The organism is Acinetobacter ursingii DSM 16037 = CIP 107286 (genome assembly GCF_000368825.1).
Lineage (GTDB): Bacteria > Pseudomonadota > Gammaproteobacteria > Pseudomonadales > Moraxellaceae > Acinetobacter > Acinetobacter ursingii.
Window position 1 is genome coordinate 53,989 of record NZ_KB849710.1, and the last position, 20,797, is coordinate 74,785.

Consider the following 20,797-nt stretch of genomic DNA (forward strand, 5'->3'; position numbering starts at 1 on the left):
ATAATTTGTAGTTAAATTTTAAAAATAATTTGAAAGAAATAACAATCTTGCGCTTTATTTAACATTTTAATATCGACGCTGAAAATAAAAAGTGCTATGTTTGCGCCAGATTTTTCATAAATCTTGGTCATATCATTTGACCTCAATCTCACGTTGTTATTTTCTCCTCAAAATTCAGACACTTTGTGAATACAGTGTTGTATAGCTGAATAGTCAGCATATCAAAAATTCAACTCTCTAAAACTCAATGTTTGTCATTGGGCTGGCGCATATTGATTAGAAAATAATGTTCAGCTTGCAAACAGACATCTTGAATAAGTAGATCACAATGCAAAATATGCAAACGACAACATTAAATCGTCAGACCTTAATGTTTCCGCTGGCTTTGGTTCTGTTTGAACTTGCGGTTTATATTGGCAATGATTTAATTCAGCCAGCGATGCTGGCCATTACACAGGATTTTGGTGTCAGTTCGACATGGGCGCCTTCTTCGATGTCTTTTTATTTATTGGGCGGTGCAAGTGTGGCTTGGTTACTCGGCCCACTTTCAGATCGTCTAGGTCGAAAAAAGGTTTTATTAACGGGTGTGTTATTTTTCGGCATTTGCTGTTTATTGATTTTATTGACTCAAAATATGGCACAATTTTTGGCTTTTCGGTTCTTACAAGGGATCGGATTGACAGTGATTGCTGCGGTCGGTTATGCCGCGATTCAGGAAACTTTTGCCGAACGTGATGCCATTAAAGTCATGGCGTTAATGGCCAATATTTCCTTACTTGCACCATTACTTGGGCCTGTTTTTGGTGCTTTTCTGATTGATTATGTGTCATGGCACTGGGGCTTCGTTGCAATCGCTTTGTTGGCATTGATCAGTTGGTTTGGATTAAAAGCCAAAATGCCAAGTCAGCAGCAGAGTGTGACGCGTCAACCGTTTATTTATCTGTTTGATGATTTTAAAAAAGTCTTTACCGATAAAAAGTTTTTAGGTCTTACTCTGGCATTGCCTTTGGTGAGTTTACCTTTAATGCTATGGATTGCATTGTCCCCTGTGATGTTAGTGGAAGAACTCAAGTTTAGTAGTGTGCAATATGGCTTAGCACAGTTCCCCGTTTTTATCGGGCTGATTTTGGGCAATATTGTGCTGATTAAGATTATGGATCGTTATCCTTTGGGAACCACGATTCTCACAGGCTTACCTATAATGCTATTAGGCACTGTTATCTTAGTGATCGGGGCAATCTGCCAACACTATCTGGTGCCATGTTTATTAATCGGCATGACCTTGATCAGTTTTGGTGAAGGCATTAGTTTTTCGGTGATGTATCGCTTTGCTTTGATGTCATCTGAGATGAGTAAAGGCACAGTTGCGGCAGCAGTGTCGATGTTACTGATGTTAAGCTTCTTTGGAATTATTGAACTGGTGCGCGAACTCTATGTCCATTTTCATATTATGGCATTTAGTCTCGCCTCTTTTGTTTTGATTGCGATTTGGTTTTTAAAACCCAAGCAAGTTTTGCTTAAACTGATGCAGCAACGTAGGCAGGAAGGGCAGTTTTAAGCAAAGAGCGAATCTACGGGTTCGCTCTTTTTATCGCGAAATTATTTTTTTAAGCAACTTAGGTTTGGTTTGATTGTTTTAATTTATGATCAAATACAAAAGGGCCAAACGGTAAAATCGACGCGATCAAACCTAAAATAAACATATGAATCGACCATTGCATCCGTTGGCATACCACCAATAAAACGACGATAAATAAAATAAACAGTAAACCATGCCCCATACCGACATATTTGACCCACAGTGGATTATCCCAAATATATTTCATTGGCATGGCAATAAACAGGAGCAATAAAAAAGACCAACCTTCTAAAAATCCAACAATGCGTAAAGTTTTGACGTTCATCATTCGCTCAAAAAATATAAACAAAGACCGAGTGTAGCCTAGATCGGTTGAAAGCTGAACAACAACAGAGGCTATTTAATTTCCATTGATAATAGTTTGTTTTGCAGCATGAGTAATTCAGGCAAGGTTTCGAGCAATAAACTCATTTGTTTTAAAATTAACATGAAGTAATCCGATGTGGAGTTCTGTTCAGAAAGTTGTCGAATTTCCGATAACTTTTGCTCAATATCTTGCGCAGGAAGTGGTTTTTGTTCGAGTAACGTCTGCTGTAGTGTATTGGTACACCATTTTAATAAGTCCATGACTTGCTGATCATTAATCTTTTGACGATGGCTTCCGAGCGCAGATATATAACTAAGCTGACTATGGCTATACACCAGATAGCGAAAAGCAGAATGAATTAACGCCTGATTCGGTTGCGGTTCCGCACTTAAACTGGAAATCATACTGGAAAGTTCAGTTTGTGCATTATGTGCCAAACGCCTTGCGGTACGATATTCAACACTATTGGTACAGCCAAACTGGTATTGGTTCAGCACAGCATTTAGGTAATTGATACTTGCTTGACTGGTTTTTTTAATGTTGTTGGAAATATTACGAAAGTTCCAGTCTGGCCAGATAAAACTCACGGCAAACCATGCAATGCCACAGCCAATGAGGGTATCTAAAATACGTGGCGCAATAATGCTATAACCAAAGCCTTTAAGGTTAAAAATCAACAATACCATTAAGGTTGCCATTGAAGTCGCAAGCGCATATTTCTTTTGACGGAGATAGAAAAAATATACGCCACAAATCACGGTGATGATCAATTGACCTTCGACACTTGGCACAAAATAAAGAATCGGCAGACCTAAAATGACTCCCAGTAAAGTACCTAAAGTTCGTAGTTTTAAACGACTTTTGGTCGCGAAATAAGTCACCTGACAGACAAATAAACTGGTTAGAACGATCCAGTAACCATTTTGCGCAAAGGGTAAAAGTGATACCAGTGAACCTGTGGCAAAGACAAAGGCGATGCGTGTTGCATGGCGAAATAGCGCAGATTTTGGAGTAAGATGCTGTTTAAATTTAAGCCATAAATCTTTGATGCCGTGAATATCATCATCCAATAAGTTTAAATTATCGACATGCTGTTCAAAACGATACGCATAGGTAAATTGTACATCCTGTAAATGACTGAGTTGGTCGTGCAAATCTTTTAAGTTTTTAACGATTAATTTTAGATTTTTGACTCCAGTATTATATGGATGATCCTGTATCCAGTCCTGTAGTGAAAGTTCCAGATTTTCTAAAGCATGTGTGGGATCATGAACTGGCGTAAATGCTTCATTTCGCAAAATACATTCAGATAATTGCTGGCAGGAAAGCGCCAAAAGCCGAATATTCTTTTGAAAGCGAAAGATCAGATCACTGCGGCTAAAATTGTGTGGGATCTGTTCATAATGTAAATAATTGGCACTCACTTTCTCGTGAATATCTTGCGCGACAAAATATAAATGCAGCCAGTAGATGCTGTTTTTATTAACTCGAGAGGCTTTCAGTCGAGTCAGTAATGAGGCTTTTGTGGTATTGAGATATTGAACCACTTGCGCATTTTCTTTTGAGAGTTCAAATAATAATGGCTCAACATTGTCTTTGTTATCAGGGTCAAAGAGTCGGGCTTTGGTCATCAACACATCAGACAAATGGCTAAAGACTTGCGAAAGGTTATCCTGAACAGGCAGTGTAGGTTTAATCAGAAAAAAAACAATTGAGGTAATACCGTACCAAATCACGCCGTACACAAAATAGACCGGTTGTTGATACCAATGCTGATATTCGCCTAAACCAAATAAGCTGTAGATTGAAATTAAAATGGTACCAAACGAAATGGTGGCGTAGCGCTGACCAAGTGAACCTAATAAAATTAAAAAACCACTCGAAAGTGATAAGTATAAAATCAGTAGAAATTTATAAGGTGCTAAAAACTCTAAAATACTGCTGACCGCAAAAAACAATACAGCCACATAAAACAAATTTCGAAGTCGAATGCTTAAGCGATCATCAAAGTCGGTCAATGCTGTCGCAATCGCACCGAGTGTAACTGGAACGATCAACTCATCATGTCCAAGCCAACGCAAGCCAAGCGTTGTTCCTGTCAGAACAATAAAAATTTGAAAGCAATAAACCAGTGTCGCATTAAAATTATAATGTTTAAAGAAACGGGTGAGGCCATTCATGAATTGGGAGGATTTCATTAATATTTTTATTGAGGTTGGGCTTTTTTTAAAAGCCTGTCAATCCTGATTCAACAAAAAGGAAGCGAATGATTCGCTTCCTTTGCAAAAACGATTTACGACCTTAATAACCCACGGTAAAACGTTGCTGGATATGATTGTTTTGTTCAAGCTCATCCGCTAGTGCCACCGCAAAATCTTCAGCCGAGATTTTACTGCCTTCTTCGCCGATCAAAAGCTCATCTTTACCCAATCGAAATTCACCTGTACGTTTACCCGGACCAAATTCAGCAGAAGGTGAAATAAACGTCCAGTCGAGATCATCGATTTCTTTGAGTTTATCGAGGAATATTGCTGCCGCTTCTGCTTCAGGTTTATAAGCATCAGGAAAATCAGGTGTGTCCAAAACACGGATATTTTGATGAGGTATATGTAAACTTCCTGCACCGCCCACGATCAAATAACGTTTTACTTTGGAGTCACGTACCGCTTCAATTAATGCATGAGCATCTAAGCCCTGAAAACGAACGGCACTAATCACCGCGTCTTGTCCCTTTAATGCATCTACTAAAGCCTCATGATCATTTAAATCGACATTAACTGCCATCACACGTTCCGTATCCGCCACTTTATGTGTGTCTCGCGCAATGGCTTTGACATAGTGACCACGTGAAACTAGTTCTTCCAAAATACGTGAACCTGCCATACCTGTTGCACCGATTAAAGCAATTTTCATTGTTCGCCTCTTTATTTTTTGTCAAAAATTTAACTTAAGTTTGAATTACAGTGACTTCTATCATGCCTATCTGGCATGTAAGTTGCGTTCGTTTTATGTCCATACCCTGTAACAGTTTGGGTATAAGTGTTGGAGTATCAATAAGAAATTTAAGCTTGGTGGTAATTTTGATACGGACAGATAGATGAGGTTAAATAGAAAGCTATTTGGGAATAACAGGAGCGGATAGCTCTCGTTTTTTATTGTGAAAACTGCTAAAATCCAAATACGCCAATGACGTATAAAGGGTCCATGTTATTTATTGAAACCAGTATCTTTACCAAGCAAATTAAAGACCTTGTATCTGATGAAGAATATCGTCAACTTCAGCAAGATCTTTTGGTACAGCCTGATAGAGGTGACCTAATCAAGAATGGCGGTGGTATTCGTAAAGTACGTTGTGTTCAAGGTAACAAAGGGAAAAGTGGTGGCATACGGGTGATTTATTATTGGGTTACCGAGTATGATCAGATCTTTTTCTTAGTGGCTTATCCCAAATCAGTGAAAGATAATTTAACAGATAAGGAAACAGCCATGCTGCGTCAACTCGTGAAGGAGCAATTTCATGGATAACAACTTATTTGATGACTTGGTTGCTTCAATCAAAGAAGCTGGAGCTATCAAACGTGAAGAAGTTAAAGCAAGTCGAGTTACAGAACTCGAATTGCCTGATATTAAAGAAGTACGTGAAAAAACTGGCTTAAGCCAAAATGAATTTGCGGCACGTCTGCATATTAGTCCTCGTACCTTGCAAAATTGGGAACAGGGGCGACGCTATCCAACGGGGCCAGCAGTGACATTAATTCGAATTCTAGATGCTCACCCAAGCCTTATTTGAAAAGGTTATCTAAAAATGAGAGCTGATCGCTCTCTTTTTTGATTTTCCATAAGGTGCATTGTGTTAATTTTAGAAAACTTAAGGGAGGAAATAATTGAAAGAAGATACATATCCATGTGTGTGCTGTGGTTTTTTAACTAGGCCTGAGCCGTGTAATGACGATTACGATATTTGCCCTGTCTGTTTCTGGGAAAATGATCCTGTACAGAATGATGATCCTGAATTTAGTGGCGGAGCAAATATTCCATCTCTTAATCAAGCACGTATTAATTTTAAAAAATTTGGAGCAAAAGAACAGGGATCAGTAAAAAATGCCCGAACACCATATGAGTCTGAATACCCCAAATAATATTATAGTGCTTATACGTTGTATTCTAAAAATAAACAAAATATCTGTCTTTAAGACAATTTTTAGTTTTATTACCTTGATAAAAAGTCTATTGAATCAATTTAATTTCACCTTTAAAAAGCTCTATAAAAAAAGCCGATTGATATCAATCGGCTTAAACTCTTTGTTTCAAAACTTAAAAATATTCAATCACTAAACTTTAGGATCATCCAGATCATCATAAATCATGGTGGTTTTCGGCATTGGTTCAGGTTCAATATTTTCATGTAACCATTCACGCCAGATCGCAAGCAAAATTGCCAAAATCACAGGGCCGATAAATAATCCGACCAATCCAAAACTGGCTAAACCGCCCAATACGCCAAACATAATGAGTAAAAACGGAATCTTAGTTGCGCCTGAAATCACCAAAGGACGAATCACATTATCAGAAGTACTGACGATACAAACACCCCATAGCATCACACCAATCGCACCCATCATATGATCTTGAGAAAACAACCAAAGTGCGACAGAGGTATATGCCACAGGCGTTCCAAAAGGAATCAAGGCCAATAAAAAGGTAACAATGGTCAAAACCATTGGATTTGGGACACCTGCTATAAAATAACTGAGTCCTGCTAAAATTGCCTGAGCCACTGCTGTTAAACCAACACCGTAAACAACTGCGCGAGTGGTTTCAGAAATGGTGTCCAGATAATGATGAACACGTGGCCCGATGACCATTTCCATGGCTTTACTGACCTGACTTAAAATGATCGGCCCATCACGGTAAAAGAAATAGAGTGATAAAAGCGCAAAACCCAATTTAACCAGATTTCGGCTAATTTCACTTAATACAAAACGGCCATAGCCCATATGACCCTGAATCCACGCGGCTACATTTTGGGTAATACTATTAGGGTCATTATTGATGTCATTGAGGATCCGTGAAACTTCCTTTCCAATAATCGGCAGCTCACGAATAAAATCTGGAACATCTAAATGACCTGAAAAAATTTGTTTTTGTAGTTCAAAAAAGAGATTGCGGCCTTCGTGTTGCAGCATAAATACGCCAAAAGTCAGCGGTACACCAATCACCAAAATAATCAGTAAAATCATGACTGAGGCATTCAGATTTGGGCGATGCACTCCACACAAACGCTGTACCCACAGATAAATTGGCCAAGTCATATACGCAATAATCGCCGCCCAAACCACAGGAACAATAAAATATTTCAGGATATTAAATCCTAAAAAAAGCAGGATAATCAGTAATCCGAACAGTAAAGCTCGTTGTAGGGTTGGCGCGTATTGTTGCACTGAACTCTCTATCTGTTAAATATTGGGCAATTCATCATCTTAACTGAAAACAAATAATCAGAAAATAAATCTTGAGTTGCATTGCGTTGTTAAAATGAACGCAAATAAACTTCTTTCATCATTGTTGAAACCTTCTTTATTTTTTTCTCCCATAGGGATAAATAAAAAGGATTTATGAAAGAAGTCTAATATTGCTTTAAGAATTTAAAGATTTAAACGCAATTAGAACCATTCAGCAGGATCTTCAATCAAAGTATCGAGCAGCGGTTGCCATTGCGTCTGTAATAATAAAAAATTCTTTTGAGATCGATCAAAAATACTCAAGCCCTGCATGGCCAGTTGACCATAAGCACTTCGTTCAGAAATCGCAGCTACAGGTTGTTGTTCGATTTTTTCAAAAAACTGCTGAATATCTTTACTGCTTGAAGTATTGGCTTTCATACGATTGGCTATTAAATGAATTCCAACCTTACCTTTACGAATCCGTTTAATATCCTGTAAATGTTTTAAAAAACGCTTGGTACTGTCAATATCAAAAAAAGAAGGTTGAAGCGGCGTGACAATCGCATGCGCTTCACTAATCAGTTGTTCAGCCTGTTCACCTGATAAGGCACCTGGCGCATCAATAATCAGATAATCGATATTTTTAGGCGCATCTCCAATGGATTTTTCATGACGCCAGTCCAGACTCTGAATCATTGCTGCGGTTTTTGGTCGCTGTTTGAGCCATTGCAGCGCTGATTTTTGATTATCCGCATCGGCTAGCGCAACTTTATATCCTTTTTGCGCCAGTGCCGAAGCCAGTGTAATTGCTGTAATGGTTTTACCACATCCGCCTTTTTGATTTGCTATAAGTATCGTTTTCATGCCCGAGATATATTCTTGATTTACTGGATTAGATTAGCATCTTTTTAGCATTGAAAGGTTACACATGACAAAAGTCTTCAGCTTATTTAAAGTGTTTAAACGTTAAAATATTTAGACCTTAAAGTATGAACCAAATTTAGAGTAGGTAAATTCATGTCCATCTGGATGGCAATGTTAATAGGAGCATGTATTGGTGTCATCATCACCACCTTGATTCTTTCAAATACACGAAATGGACGTATTCGGGCAGAATATGAACAATATATTAGCGAACTAGAACTTGAACATCAGCAGGCTTTGGCACAGGCACAAAAGCGTAGTGTAAATACCAGTCGTGCAGTCTTAAAGGGAAAAATGGCGGAACAGCTTGCTCCGATTATGCCAGAATTTCGTTATTTGCCGAGTGATGCCAAATTTCTAGGTGATCCTGTGGATTATGTGGTATTTGATGGTTATACCGACTTTCGTGATGGTGAAGGTCGAGCTGAAGATATCGAAGTGATTCTGATGGATATTAAAAGTGGAGGCGCACGACTCACTAAAGGTCAGCAAGCGATTGCGCAAGCGGTGCAAGAAGGTCGAGTCCGTTTCGAAATACTTAGAATTGATTTTGACGATTAGGTGAATCAATGATTTCTCTGCGATCTAATGCTATTTATTCTGGTCTATTTGCATATGAAGATGAGAGTTCAAGCGTGTCTTCGCGCCACAAAAAGAGACTAAATCTGTCTTTATTGTTACCCAATTTTGCAATTTTTTATTAAATTTAAGCCTATGATAAAAAGATCAAAATGAATATTGTGATGTTTTAGTGGAGGAGTTGATATGCTCAAGCAGATAGGTATCGGATTGATTGTGGCATTGAGTATTGGGCAGGTGACTGCCTCGACTTCCAGTGACTACAACATTGCGCGAGGTTTGGCTCCTGCGGTTAAAGGACAATCGGTGTCGGTGTTAAAACCTTTTAATGGTGATTTTCGTATTTTGGGTTCTAAACAATATCGTAATGATGAACAGGCAAAATTCTCTCCGATCGATTTTGCTGTCAGTTATGGCTTATTTGCACATCCTGAAATTGCCTCACAAATTAAAATTAATCAGTATGATCGTTACTTGAACTGGAGTATGCAAACACTTCCTGTGCCGCCAGATCAGGCCATGAAACTGGTGTCGAATATGCATATTATTCCTGCTAACCCAGATATTGCTAAACAGATTACCCAAGTCAAACGTGGTGATTTGGTTCGATTGAAAGGTGAATTGGTTGAAGTAAAAGACAATAATCTAGTCTGGACTTCATCACTTGCTCCCGGCGGTGTGGGTGATGGAGCCTGTGAAGTATTTCGAGTGCATTCGATTCAATGGATTGAGCGTCAAAAAATTTAATCTCCTGCTCACGCCTTAAAAAATGATTTGCAGCGACACAGTTGTTTTGAATAATGTCGCTGCTTTCGTTTCTAGGTGGTTTTTATGCTGGCTTTTGTTGGTCTTTCCAATGTTTTAATTGTTCCTGAGCATGTAAATAATCACTCAGGTCTTGTACATTGATTGCGGCTTTTTTCTGGTTCTGAGCATTTGCAGAGCTGGTTTGCTCATTAATTAACTTGCCCTGATTTTCCCAGTATTGATATAACAATCCCTGAATATACCGTCCTTGTGCTGTTTTTAAATCTAAATCTTTTAGCATGGTCAGTGCCGACTGAATATGATCAAGTTTACGGTTACGTTCAAATTCAGGGGTTAAGTTTCCATCCTGTTGCATTTTTGCCAGTTCATTGTCCATATCATCCGTCATTGCAGTGAATTTTTCATCAAACTCATCTAACAACGCAATGTCATGAGTATCTTGTTCTGTCGCAGGAAACTCTTTGATCGGTGGTGTTTTTAACTGATCTACATTTGCCTGATGCTCATGGGGCTGTTGTTCAGTTGATGGTACTGTTTTGCTTTGATCATTTTTATTACATGCACTGAGTAACAATGTACTGCCTAAAACCAAAGCCAATATCTGCAAGGGCTTATTATTTTGGATGCTCATGATGTTTTCCTTATTGAGTTTGGATCAGCATTAGATTTTTTTAAAGTGGTAAGCGTAGGTGATATAAGGGAATTCAATCTCATCCTGTGGTTGTTTACCCGTGAATTCATATACGACTTGTTCAAATTGTTGTTTCAGTTCGAGCTGTTGTTTTTCAGTCATCGCAGCAATAAAACTGGTGGACAGCAAGCGTTTACTCACCACTTGTTCCACTGTTCCTTTTTGAACTTGAGAATAAACTTTGACACTTTCGAGTCGAAATAAAAATTGATGCTCGAATACTTTTTTCCAGTCGCCACTGTGATAACGAGGGGTATCTTGTTCTAACAGTTGCAATATATCTGCCAGTGCTTTGACCCAGTTGACTTCAATATCACGTTGATTCCAGATTAACCCCAAATGCCCATCAATTTTGAGAAGTTGATAGATTTCATTGAGTGTTTCGATATTGGCAAACCAATGAAATGACTGCGCACATAGCACCGCATCGACGCTTTGAGGAGGCAATGGAATTTCCGTGCTATAGGCATCTAGGGTTCTAATTTTAGGGTGTGCAAGGCTCAACTGTTCACGCATAGCTTGCACGGGTTCAACCGCAATAATATCTGAGGTCACTTGCTCAAGATAAGGGATGAATTTACCTGTACCAGCCCCTAAATCTACGACACACGAGCTTTGATTTAATTGCAACTCCTGTTTTAGCCAGTTCACAATTTCATTTGGATAATCAGGTCGAACCTGTTGGTAGAGTTCGGCAGCCTGACTAAATCCTTGCTGTGCAGCATGATGAATCGGTTTCATAAGCGTTGACCCAAAATCGTCTTTTTTAATGTAGATAACCTCTTGCTATTATGAACCCCGCATCTATACGACGCGTTTAGAAAATAGCATTTTTCATACAATTCGATGAGTTTTATAACATTTTTACATGTGGATATAGCAGAGCTGTACGGTTTTACATGTTAAAACTTTAATACAATGCATACCTAAAAGAGTGAAAAAATGACTCAGCAGATTAAAATTCCTTCTTTAAAACTTCATGATGGACATCAGATTCCTGCACTTGGCTTTGGTACCTATACCTTAAAAGGTAAAGCAGGGGTTGATGTCATGTTACGTGCCTTGAACAATGGTTATCGTCTATTGGATTCGGCGTTTAACTACGAAAATGAAGGCGCTGTGGGTGAAGCATTTCGGCAATCTGGATTAGAGCGCAAAGACGTTTTTATAAGCTCTAAGTTACCAGGCCGTCGTCATCCATATAAGCAGGCAATGGAAACCATTGAAGAATCTTTATATCGTATGCAACTGGATTATCTGGATCTCTATCTGATTCACTGGCCAAATCCCAAACAGGGATTATACGTTGAGGCATGGCAAGCGCTGATTGAGGCACAAAAGCAGGGTCTGATCAAATCCATTGGCGTCAGTAATTTTTTGCCTGAGCATATTGATACATTGCAGCGTGAAACAGGCGTATTGCCTGTGATCAATCAGGTCGAGCTACATCCCTATTTTAATCAGTCAGCGCAGCATCAATATGATCAATCCAAACAGATTTTGACGATGGCGTGGAATCCTTTAGGGCGGGGCAGTGAGGTCATTAAAAATGACGTATTGCAGCAGATTGCTCAAGAGCTGAATTATTCGATGCAGCAAGTGATTTTAAGATGGCAGCATCAACTGGGTGTAATTTCGATCCCTAAGGCCAGTAGCGATAAAAACCAATTGGCGAATCAGGAAATTTTTAACTTTAGCCTGAGTGATGAGCAGATGCAGCAGATCAACCAATTGACCCGCGCAGATGGTCGTTTAGCCAATCAAAACCCTGCTGTATATGAGGAATTTTAAAGGTTGGTGATCGGATTCAGATCATATCTTCTTGATGGAAATGTGAATACAAGTGCGATAATGAAATTGATAATCATTATCTTTTGATGTTATATTGAAATGACTTTTCCTATATGAGGGTGTGATCATGAATCAGGCACAGCCTTATTTGATTGTGAATATGCAATTGGCTCAAATTCAAAAATTATCTCCAACCATGACCCGATTTACCTTTCAAGGAGATCAACTGGATCAGGTGCTCAGTTATGCACCTGATCAGCGGGTAAAGTTATTTTTCCCCATTATAGACAATCCTGAACAAACACAATGGATTGAAAACCATACTGAATGGTATCAGCACTATCGACAGTTGCCTGAACAGGTTCGCCCACCTATGCGTACTTATACCATTCGACATTTACGACAAAAACAGAAACAAGTGGATATCGATTTTGCCATGCATGGCGCGACTGGGCCTGCATCTTCGTGGGCGGAACAGGCGAAACTAGGGGATCATTTACAAATGGCGGCTCCAAATATCGCTTGGCAGGGAGAACATGCAGGTTTTGAATGGCAGCCTCCACAACATGCGAGCCAGATTTTACTCATGGCAGATGAAACTGCACTTCCTGCGGTGTCTGGAATTATCGATCAACTTATTCAGCAAAATACACAGGCACAGGTCAATGTGTGTATTGAAATGCCGTCTGAATTAGATCGGATCGCATTCACGCCACATCCGAATATAAAAGTACAATGGTTTCATCGTGTTCAGGGACAGTCGGCTGGACATCATTTGATTGAAACGGTTCAGCAATTATTTAAACCAACACAGCAGCAACAAGTTGAATTAGAAGATATTAATGTCGATGAGCAAATATTGTGGCTGACTAAAAATGAACAGCAAGCACAGCAAACTTTTTATGCATGGGTTGCGGCTGAGTCTGCGGCTGTTTTGGCGATACGCCGTTTTTTAATTCAGAATTGCGGCATTGATAAAAACTGCCTGAATTTTATGGGCTATTGGCGTAAAGGCAAAGTGTTTGATTGAATTCGGTTGAGGCTTAATATTTCAACAGTATTGATGATCATTTTTAGACATTTTAGGCTTAAGGTATGATGACTAATTGCCTTGAATGCAAAATAAAATTGCTGAAATAATATGCAATCTGAATGAGTTGTGGATAACTTTTTAAATTTTGATGATAACTTTTGGACGTATATGTATATAGGAAGTTTCAACAAGATTGCAACATTGTGGTAGCTTTTGCCCTGTTTTCTTATCTCAGTCTTTATAAAATAACAAGTTCCGCGTTGTTCTGTAGAGCATGGCGTTTGGAACTGAGCCAGTCATTATTTTTGGTAGCCTAATGGACAAGCAAATTATTTTTGAAGACGAACATATACGGGTTATTTTTCTAAAAGGAACATCTAGCGAACTGGTGATTTCATTTGGAGATTTAATTAGTCGTGCCAAAGGTTTGACCATTAATGCTGAAAAATCCTTAATTAAATATGATTACAACGTCTTGGGTATTATGCCCAAGCTCAAATCATGGTTTCCGCAAGCGTCCATGCAACAGATGATGGAAAGTGTACAGCCCATACTGAACCAATTTGAACATATTGTGGGATATGGTGGTTCGATGGGAGGCTATGCTGCGATTAAATATTCTAAATTGCTGAAAATGAATCGCGTGATTGCTTTTGTTCCCCAATTTAGTATTGATCCTCAACAAGTTGAAGATCGCCGTTACGCAGAGTTTTTTGATGTCAATTTAAATCGCGATATGCAAATTCAAGCGACCGATCTCTTAGCTCAGGCTGAATATATCGTAGTCTATGATCCTTACTATAAAGAAGATCGTGAACATTATTTAAAAATCAAAAAAGTGATTCCAAATTTACTGACCTTAAAACTTCCCTTTACTGGACATGAAGCACTTGCAGTGTTGGCAAGTTCTAGTTTGCTCAATGATTTTATTCGTCACTCATACGATCAAGGCTATTTTTACCAGCAAATGCGCACTGTAAAGAAAAATAGCAAGTTTTATTATCGTACCGTCATTGCAAATTTGATGTCGCGACACAGTGCCGCACTGGGGCGAATTTTGAGAAATAATGAGCTTCATCTGGATGATCAATATTTTGATGCCAACTTAAAACAACTGATTACCCGTGTCATGTTAAGTCGACGTCAGGTCACAGAACAGGATTTACAAAAACTAGGCATCAAGGTTAATTTGCCGATGTCACAGCAAGAAGCCAATGATCAATTACAGGATAATTTTGGACATCATTTAGTATTTAATCTGATCAGCCATAAGCTCGAAAGCTATTTGGCAGATGCTGTGCAACTCAATAATAAATACCTGATTGGTATTCATGCCAAAAGTAGTGGGATTGTTAAAATTGTAATCAATGCCGAACGTTATATTGTGGCGATGAATGATCGACGAGTCATGAAATTGTTTAAGGACGAAGATGCATTGACAACCGATATGAGTCCGATCCTCATTAAAAAATATGATGATTATTTTGTGTTGAGTTATAAGCAGTTAAGTCTTAATAGCGATGAACATGGAATATGTACTTTCACTGAAAATTCTATTCAGGATACAGAAAAGTTTAAAACGATTTAAGAACATATTTAAAGCCAATGTCCCGATAGGAAAAGGGGATGACTAGTATTCACCTAGGTCATCCCCTTTTCATGTTTTGTGTTATTCCATCCTACAATAATCTTGCGCTTACCGATTTAGTTTGTCGCAGAATTTTGTGGCGCCGTTGGCTGTCTTTCAATCCCAGCTTGACCCTGAACGCCTAAATTGTGGGTAGACGCATTGGTGGCAACACCCGCATTAGCGTTGACTGAACCTACTTTTACCCCTGCATTTGTATTTGCGCTTATGCCACTATTTGCAGTGTTCTTGCTTGCATTCCAACGAGATTCAGCTTTGGCTTTTTCCTCAGCAGTGAATTTTTCCGTTTTATTTACGGCTTTCTTGGTTCCACGTTTGGTATCCTGCCAAGCTTGTTGGCTTTTATCACCTACTTTCTCTGCGGCATTGACGGTTTTATCTTTAGCACTCACTGCAACATCATGAGTTTTATGCGCCACATGGCTTCCCGCATCAATTGTGGCATCAGTTGCTTTAACTGCTGTTGAATGAACCGCATGTGCGGTATTGCTGACGCCCTGTGTTACCCCGTGGCCAATGCGACTAAGCATGCCATCTGATTCGACTTGAGCATTTGCACCAACATTGACAGAAGCATTGCCAGCAAAGATGCTTGCCGAAGCTAAAATATTTGCAGTTAAAATCGCGGTTTTCATCATTTTCATTTTTCTTTCCTTTTGTGAATCCACTCAGCCTGATGATTGAGTGATCGACGTTGCTATCATAAGTAACAATTTTTGATTTGTGTGACTTAGTTCAAAAAAATTACAAGCAGTTAACTGCGTGAATAAAGTTGAGGAGAAATTATGGAGACAGAAAAATCAATGAATTTGACTCAAAGTTAAAATTTTCAAGCTGAGGAAAAATACGCTGCATCCCTTGCCATTTCAGCTTGATCATAAGTTTTGTATCTGATGCGAACAAGATAGAATTTTCGTGATAAGTTTTTTATTTTAAATAGCCAATTTACACAAGAGTACATGATGAGTTTAGCTGCTGCATTTTTGGATTATGGTTCTCTGGACATGAATGATCTGGATTTTAGCTCTTTACGGGCTTGTTTTAATGAGCTTCAGTTATATGAAAGTACTGCGCCTGAACAGGTGATCGAGCGCCTGAGCCATGTTGAGGTCGCCATTAGCAATAAAGTTGTTATAGATGCCGAGACAATTCAACAGCTTCCAAAGTTAAAATTGATCCTCATTTCTGCCACAGGGGCCAATAATGTCGACCTGAAAGCGGCCAAAGCACAAGGAATCGTGGTGTGTAATTGTCAAGGCTATGGCACGGCATCCGTTGCACAGCATACTCTGACGCTGATGTTGGCATTGGCTACTTCACTGATTCGTTATGATCGTGCGGTTACACAAGGGCGTTGGCAGCAATCTTCGCAATTCTGCTTTTTGGATTATCCAATACTTGAACTTTCTGGAAAGACCTTAGGCATTATGGGTTATGGCGAATTGGGACAGGAAGTTGCTCGTTTGGCTCAAGCCTTTGGCATGCAGATTTTAATTGCCAATTTACCCAACCGACCAAAACATGAAAATGGTTTAGAACTGAATGAATTGTTACCACAAGTGGATTTTTTAAGCTTACATTGTCCATTAACACCCGAGACTCAAAATTTGATTAATGCTAATGCATTCGAGCTGATGAAAAATTCAGCCTTTTTAATCAATTGTGCGCGGGGTGGCATTGTGCATGAAGCCGATTTGGTTGATGCCTTAAAGCAAGGAAAGATCGCGGGTGCAGCCACCGATGTGCTGACTGTTGAGCCACCTAGAGAGGGTAATGTGCTACTGGATGCAAATCTTCCAAATTTAATCATTACCCCACACGCGGCATGGGGCAGTGTGCAATCCAGACAACGTATGGTAGAGCAATTGGCTGAAAATGCAAAAGGATTTATCTCAGGTCAAATCATCCGTCAGGTGAATGTCTGAGACCTAGCTCTCCCAAAGATTTAAGGATTCGCACTTTCGGGCAATGGCGCAGCCGATGTTACTGGATTGGTCGTAGATGGACTGACTGAACTTGCAGGAGTAGCAACTGCCGCTCTAGCAGTCGCTGGTTCTGCTGAGGACTGACTTAAGCTGCCTTGTTCAATCGGAACAGTGCCGCCGTTGGTACCGACCACAGCATCTTTGGTCTGCTGCCACTTTTGTTCAGTGTAGGTCTTTGCCTCATTGGCCTTTTGCTGTGCCACTTGTGACTGTTCAGAGCCATAAGCTTTGCTTTCCTGCCACTTCTCACTGATTTTAGCGGAAGACTTATCTGCGCCGCGCTGAATCGAATTTCCTAAACGACTAATGCTTTGCCCAGTTTTATAGGTCAGTACCCGAAAGATATTGGGGTTATCCCCATAAGGCATAGTTTTGGGTTGATCTGATGTAGATGTCACGCTTTCATTTGCATTTGCTGCAATAGGTAAAAAAGTAAGCAAACTGAGCGTTGCAGCATAAAGGGCATGCTTAAGCATTTTTTAGCCATCCTTTTTCTTGATTCTAGAATGTGGGTTATCTTAGCGCATGAACTGAATTTAAGAATAAAAAAGATCAAACTGATACAGCTTGCTACAAGCGATATACATTGAAGGAGATAAATATAATGAAATAGTTTGCCCCTAATTTGGATTAAGGGCAGAACAGTAAGTCTTATTCACAAGCTGCGACGTTTTCTTTTTTGAAATTGTCACGGAGCGAAAGGAAGTTTGCTTGAACTTGTTTGTCATACAGGTCAAAAGATTTGGCTGAACTGGTGCCATCTTTAGCCACGATCACCGTTCCCGCAGAGATTAAGGTATTGCCTTTAAATACCCAGTTCTCACGCGCACGACCTGCATCCATAATACCTGTAAATTCAATGTTGCAATGATCACCCAGCTTGATCAATTTTGCCTTATTATTTTGGGTATCAGGAAAGGCTTTAATATTGCTGACTTCTTCAATCACACCTACAGTGGTTTCTGGAACAGGAGGAGTCGTTGAACAGGCTGTAAGGGTTAAACAAGTAGCAGTTGCTAAAAAAAGAGTTTTAAGTTTCATCATTCAAGTGCTTACATGTGTTGTTATTGGCTATCAGTATAACCATATTTGTTCATTCAGCGAGAGTAGTGAATAAAAAAATTAAGCTATTTTTTATTTGAAAATTCTGTTTTTAATAGCGCAATAAATGCATCTCTGGCTTTATGATGTTGAACATTTTGATGCCAGAAAAATTGATTTTGAATTGAGGACAAATGCGCAAAATCAAAACCGCGAATACTGCTGAGACCTTGATATTGTTCATACAAACTTTTAGGAACTAAAGAAACACCAGAACCCGCACTGACGCAGCCAATAATGGTAGCGTAACTTGCGATACCTGTTATGGGTAAGGACAAGTGTTTTAATTTAAGCCATGCTTCCAGTGCTGCACGATAAGGACAACCTTCAGTCCACATAAAAATTTCCTTATCGATCAAATCTTCCAGACAACGAATTTCGCCCATGGATGTTGGCGCAATCAGTACCATATTTTCTTGATAAATTTCAAGTTGATGGAGTAATGGAAAATTTATCTGTCCCGCGACAATGGCACCATCCAGTTTATGTTGAGCGACATCCTGTAAAAGTTGTTTCCACGTTCCTGTCGTAATTTGAACGGAAACATCGGGATACAGTTGATGATACTGAGCCAATAAACGCGGCAGACGAGTCGTGGCTGAAGATTCAATTGCACCAATTCTTAATGGCCCAGAGGGCGCTGCATCAGGATGAATACTACGTTTGGCTTCATCGCATAGAGCTAAAATTTTTTGACAATATTCCAGAAAAATCTCACCAGAAGCAGTGAGTTTAAGGGTTTTTCCTTCACGTAAAAAAAGAGGGGCTTTGAGTTCTTGCTCAAGCTGTTTAATACGAGTGGTGATATTGGAGGGAACACAATGCAGTTTAGTCGCAGCTTGAGCCATGCTGCCACATTCCACGATGCTTTGAAACATTCTGAGTTGTTGTATATCCATCGTTTATGGTTGAATAAAAATGAATGATAAGCTCAATATAAGTTAATTTTACTCAACCATCTATCGCTTTATGATGCAACTAAGACCAAGTCTGGTAAGCTTTAATGCATCACTTTTACATCTCATTGCTCAATCATCAGCAGTTCAAACTTTATTTCTCTATTGCTTTGGTGGTGATCTGTTGGGGCTATTCGCCTGTAGGTGTGCATAGCGCTTTACTATCGTATTCGCCTGAACATATTGCGCTATTACGCTTTGTGATTGCATCAGCTGTTTTAGCGATGATTGCCCTACGAAAAGGAATGATGATTCCCAAAATACGTGATCTTCCTATATTACTCATTCTTGGGCTGTTTTCGGTAACCTTGCATCATGTTTTGATCAATACTGGACAGCAATATGTCACTGCCACTGCTTCAAGTATTTTAAGTCAGTCGATTCCATTGTTTACCCTCATTATTTCAGCGTTGGTATTTAAAGATAAAATTTCGCTGAAACAGAGCATCTGTATTGTGATGGGATTGGCTGGTGCCATTTTGGTGGTCAGTGGCGATCGTGGGCTGATTTCACCAAATGCGCATAGCTTATTGATTTTACTCGCAGCAATGTGTTGGGCGATTTATTTTGTACTGTATAAAAAATTTGATCTGCCTTATGACTCGATCAGTATGATGTGTTATGTCGTCTGGTTCGGCAGCTTGCCTTTATTGTTTTATAGCCCTGATGTGCTTGTGCAAATCCAACAGGCAAACTGGCAGGCAAATATTGCGGTGTTGTTATTGGGACTTTTTCCGAGTGCTTTGGCATATGTACTTTGGGGCTATGTACTTAAGCAAATACCGTTAATGCAGGCTTCAAATCTTCTGTATTGTACGCCTTTGGTGGCGATGACGATTGCTATCTTGTTTTTGGGTGAACGGCCGTCGATTTATGTATTGATTGGAGGATTAATGATTGTGGGTAGTATTGGGTGGATGAATTGGAATAAAGAAAAGCTTTAAGAAAGTAAATAGTAGTCTATTTATTCCAATTCTCTTGATAGATGCGCCCTGATTGAAAGTAGTTGGCGACTAAATCAATAAATTGTTTAAAGTCAGTATTTTCTTTCAAAATACGATTTATTGTTTGCCAATCTGCATCATGTCTACGTCGTGAAGGAAGTAAAATTTCACTTTCTGTTGGATTATCAGTATTAAGCAAAATTACACCTATACCATGTAAAGCAGAGAGCATCCTTAGTTCCTCTTCTACGTCTGCTTTGGAAATAGCGGTAGCTACTAAGTAACCTTCATGGGCCCAACTTGAATTACTTACGGCTTGAAAAAAACTGCTGCGTATATTCGAGCTATTAAGCTCTTTTTTGACTTCAAATGACCACAGCCGAACATTTTGTCCTGAACTATGCTTTACACATGTTTTTATAAATTCATGCCATCCCTTATCTAAAGGTTGCATCGCAACGATATCAGGATGTAACCACTGATTACCATTGAGACCACGCGTATTTGCAGATCGTTTTTCATCAATTCTTAAACAATATAAACCAAGTTCAGATTTTAAAAATTCAATTAATAAAGGATAAAGTTCATATTCCGATAGAAGTTGAACTTTCTTTGTATTAATATATGTAGTTTCTAAATCTTCAATAATATCAATCTCTGATTCAAAAGAGTCCGAGTTTATTGTAGTAACGTCATTTTGAGTGTTGGGATCATACCAGAAAAGACGCGGCTTATTTTGTAGCTGTATATTTGGCGATGTTCTTAAAATATCATCTTTCTGTTTTGCTATTTCTGCAACAATTTGATTGATAAAATCACTTTCTGTTTTAAATCTTGGGTTTTTACGCTTTTCTTTATAATATTCTGGAAATTTTTCAACTATACCTAATGCAACTTCACGTGGTTTAAATTGCTTTAGCGGATTTTGTTTTAAAAATTCAAAAATTCTTTCTCGTTGAGTTAATTTATTCATTTTTTATCTCGAAA

At 39.0% G+C, this 20,797-nt stretch carries 23 protein-coding genes; 11 read left to right on the plus strand and 12 right to left on the minus strand.

Annotation, left to right across the window (positions count from 1 at the left end; genetic code table 11):
• Window positions 1-328: 328 nt before the first annotated feature.
• The gene (gene craA, locus F944_RS00275) at window positions 329-1,558 is read left to right on the plus strand and encodes a chloramphenicol efflux MFS transporter CraA (protein ID WP_004985193.1); all 1,230 of its coding nucleotides are present in this window, start codon (window positions 329-331) and stop codon (window positions 1,556-1,558) included.
• A gap of 58 nt (window positions 1,559-1,616) precedes the next feature.
• Here the strand turns inward: craA and F944_RS00280 are convergent, their stop codons facing one another.
• The 3 genes from F944_RS00280 to F944_RS00290 form a co-directional block, all read right to left on the minus strand.
• A complete protein-coding gene (locus F944_RS00280) occupies window positions 1,617-1,904 on the minus strand; it encodes a DUF3817 domain-containing protein (RefSeq protein WP_004985195.1) in 288 nt (95 codons plus the stop codon).
• Window positions 1,905-1,975: 71 nt separating this feature from the next.
• Window positions 1,976-4,126 (minus strand): YccS family putative transporter, encoded by a 2,151-nt coding sequence (gene yccS, locus F944_RS00285; protein WP_004985198.1) that lies wholly within the window; start codon window positions 4,124-4,126, stop codon window positions 1,976-1,978.
• Between the two features lie 121 nt (window positions 4,127-4,247).
• Window positions 4,248-4,859 (minus strand): NAD(P)-dependent oxidoreductase, encoded by a 612-nt coding sequence (locus F944_RS00290; RefSeq protein WP_004985203.1) that lies wholly within the window; start codon window positions 4,857-4,859, stop codon window positions 4,248-4,250.
• Window positions 4,860-5,150: 291 nt separating this feature from the next.
• On the opposite strand from F944_RS00290, the gene F944_RS00295 reads away from it, so the two are divergent.
• The 3 genes from F944_RS00295 to F944_RS00305 all read left to right on the plus strand — a co-directional run bounded on the left by F944_RS00295 (window position 5,151) and on the right by F944_RS00305 (window position 6,085).
• The gene (locus tag F944_RS00295) at window positions 5,151-5,471 is read left to right on the plus strand and encodes a type II toxin-antitoxin system RelE/ParE family toxin (RefSeq protein WP_004985206.1); all 321 of its coding nucleotides are present in this window, start codon (window positions 5,151-5,153) and stop codon (window positions 5,469-5,471) included.
• Window positions 5,464-5,736 carry a NadS family protein gene (gene nadS, locus F944_RS00300; protein ID WP_004985209.1) on the plus strand — a complete coding sequence of 91 codons (273 nt, stop codon included), beginning with the start codon at window positions 5,464-5,466 and terminating at the stop codon, window positions 5,734-5,736. Before F944_RS00295 ends, nadS begins: the two co-directional genes overlap by 8 nt.
• A gap of 94 nt (window positions 5,737-5,830) precedes the next feature.
• Entirely contained in the window at window positions 5,831-6,085 is a 255-nt protein-coding gene (locus F944_RS00305; RefSeq protein WP_004985211.1) for a CPCC family cysteine-rich protein, read from the plus strand.
• A 192-nt stretch (window positions 6,086-6,277) separates the two neighbouring features.
• On the opposite strand, the gene F944_RS00310 is transcribed toward F944_RS00305, so the two are convergent.
• Both F944_RS00310 and F944_RS00315 read right to left on the minus strand, forming a co-directional pair.
• Entirely contained in the window at window positions 6,278-7,387 is a 1,110-nt protein-coding gene (locus F944_RS00310; RefSeq protein WP_004985212.1) for an AI-2E family transporter, read from the minus strand.
• A 222-nt stretch (window positions 7,388-7,609) separates the two neighbouring features.
• The gene (locus F944_RS00315) at window positions 7,610-8,254 is read right to left on the minus strand and encodes a ParA family protein (protein WP_004985214.1); all 645 of its coding nucleotides are present in this window, start codon (window positions 8,252-8,254) and stop codon (window positions 7,610-7,612) included.
• A gap of 153 nt (window positions 8,255-8,407) precedes the next feature.
• Here F944_RS00315 and F944_RS00320 point away from each other — a divergent pair, with 153 nt between their 5' ends.
• Both F944_RS00320 and F944_RS00325 read left to right on the plus strand, forming a co-directional pair.
• On the plus strand, window positions 8,408-8,875 hold the full coding sequence (locus tag F944_RS00320) for a Holliday junction resolvase-like protein (RefSeq protein WP_004985216.1): 468 nt from the start codon (window positions 8,408-8,410) through the stop codon (window positions 8,873-8,875).
• Window positions 8,876-9,079: 204 nt separating this feature from the next.
• Window positions 9,080-9,640 (plus strand): hypothetical protein, encoded by a 561-nt coding sequence (locus tag F944_RS00325; protein WP_004985218.1) that lies wholly within the window; start codon window positions 9,080-9,082, stop codon window positions 9,638-9,640.
• Window positions 9,641-9,722: 82 nt separating this feature from the next.
• Here F944_RS00325 and F944_RS00330 read toward each other — a convergent pair whose 3' ends face one another.
• Both F944_RS00330 and F944_RS00335 read right to left on the minus strand, forming a co-directional pair.
• The gene (locus F944_RS00330; protein WP_004985220.1) at window positions 9,723-10,292 is read right to left on the minus strand and encodes a hypothetical protein; all 570 of its coding nucleotides are present in this window, start codon (window positions 10,290-10,292) and stop codon (window positions 9,723-9,725) included.
• 30 nt (window positions 10,293-10,322) lie between these two features.
• Window positions 10,323-11,093, minus strand: a complete 771-nt coding sequence (locus F944_RS00335) for a class I SAM-dependent methyltransferase (RefSeq protein ID WP_004985222.1) — start codon at window positions 11,091-11,093, stop codon at window positions 10,323-10,325.
• A 201-nt stretch (window positions 11,094-11,294) separates the two neighbouring features.
• On the opposite strand from F944_RS00335, the gene F944_RS00340 reads away from it, so the two are divergent.
• The 3 genes from F944_RS00340 to F944_RS00350 all read left to right on the plus strand — a co-directional run bounded on the left by F944_RS00340 (window position 11,295) and on the right by F944_RS00350 (window position 14,764).
• Window positions 11,295-12,143, plus strand: a complete 849-nt coding sequence (locus F944_RS00340; RefSeq protein WP_004985223.1) for an aldo/keto reductase — start codon at window positions 11,295-11,297, stop codon at window positions 12,141-12,143.
• Window positions 12,144-12,270: 127 nt separating this feature from the next.
• Complete coding sequence (locus F944_RS00345; protein WP_004985225.1) at window positions 12,271-13,173, plus strand: siderophore-interacting protein; 903 nt, start codon at window positions 12,271-12,273, stop codon at window positions 13,171-13,173.
• Between the two features lie 319 nt (window positions 13,174-13,492).
• Window positions 13,493-14,764 (plus strand): hypothetical protein, encoded by a 1,272-nt coding sequence (locus F944_RS00350; RefSeq protein ID WP_026039899.1) that lies wholly within the window; start codon window positions 13,493-13,495, stop codon window positions 14,762-14,764.
• A gap of 116 nt (window positions 14,765-14,880) precedes the next feature.
• On the opposite strand, the gene F944_RS00355 is transcribed toward F944_RS00350, so the two are convergent.
• Window positions 14,881-15,468 (minus strand): hypothetical protein, encoded by a 588-nt coding sequence (locus F944_RS00355; protein ID WP_004985229.1) that lies wholly within the window; start codon window positions 15,466-15,468, stop codon window positions 14,881-14,883.
• Window positions 15,469-15,786: 318 nt separating this feature from the next.
• Here F944_RS00355 and F944_RS00360 point away from each other — a divergent pair, with 318 nt between their 5' ends.
• Complete coding sequence (locus F944_RS00360) at window positions 15,787-16,749, plus strand: 2-hydroxyacid dehydrogenase (RefSeq protein WP_004985231.1); 963 nt, start codon at window positions 15,787-15,789, stop codon at window positions 16,747-16,749.
• A 20-nt stretch (window positions 16,750-16,769) separates the two neighbouring features.
• Here the strand turns inward: F944_RS00360 and F944_RS00365 are convergent, their stop codons facing one another.
• The 3 genes from F944_RS00365 to F944_RS00375 all read right to left on the minus strand — a co-directional run bounded on the left by F944_RS00365 (window position 16,770) and on the right by F944_RS00375 (window position 18,809).
• A complete protein-coding gene (locus F944_RS00365; protein WP_004985233.1) occupies window positions 16,770-17,285 on the minus strand; it encodes a hypothetical protein in 516 nt (171 codons plus the stop codon).
• Between the two features lie 175 nt (window positions 17,286-17,460).
• Entirely contained in the window at window positions 17,461-17,850 is a 390-nt protein-coding gene (locus F944_RS00370) for a hypothetical protein (protein WP_004985234.1), read from the minus strand.
• Window positions 17,851-17,936: 86 nt separating this feature from the next.
• Window positions 17,937-18,809 (minus strand): LysR family transcriptional regulator, encoded by an 873-nt coding sequence (locus tag F944_RS00375; RefSeq protein ID WP_010588686.1) that lies wholly within the window; start codon window positions 18,807-18,809, stop codon window positions 17,937-17,939.
• Window positions 18,810-18,913: 104 nt separating this feature from the next.
• On the opposite strand from F944_RS00375, the gene F944_RS00380 reads away from it, so the two are divergent.
• Window positions 18,914-19,810 (plus strand): DMT family transporter, encoded by an 897-nt coding sequence (locus F944_RS00380; RefSeq protein ID WP_004985240.1) that lies wholly within the window; start codon window positions 18,914-18,916, stop codon window positions 19,808-19,810.
• A 16-nt stretch (window positions 19,811-19,826) separates the two neighbouring features.
• Here the strand turns inward: F944_RS00380 and F944_RS00385 are convergent, their stop codons facing one another.
• A complete protein-coding gene (locus F944_RS00385; protein ID WP_004985246.1) occupies window positions 19,827-20,783 on the minus strand; it encodes a COG2958 family protein in 957 nt (318 codons plus the stop codon).
• Between the last annotated feature and the right edge of the window lie 14 nt (window positions 20,784-20,797).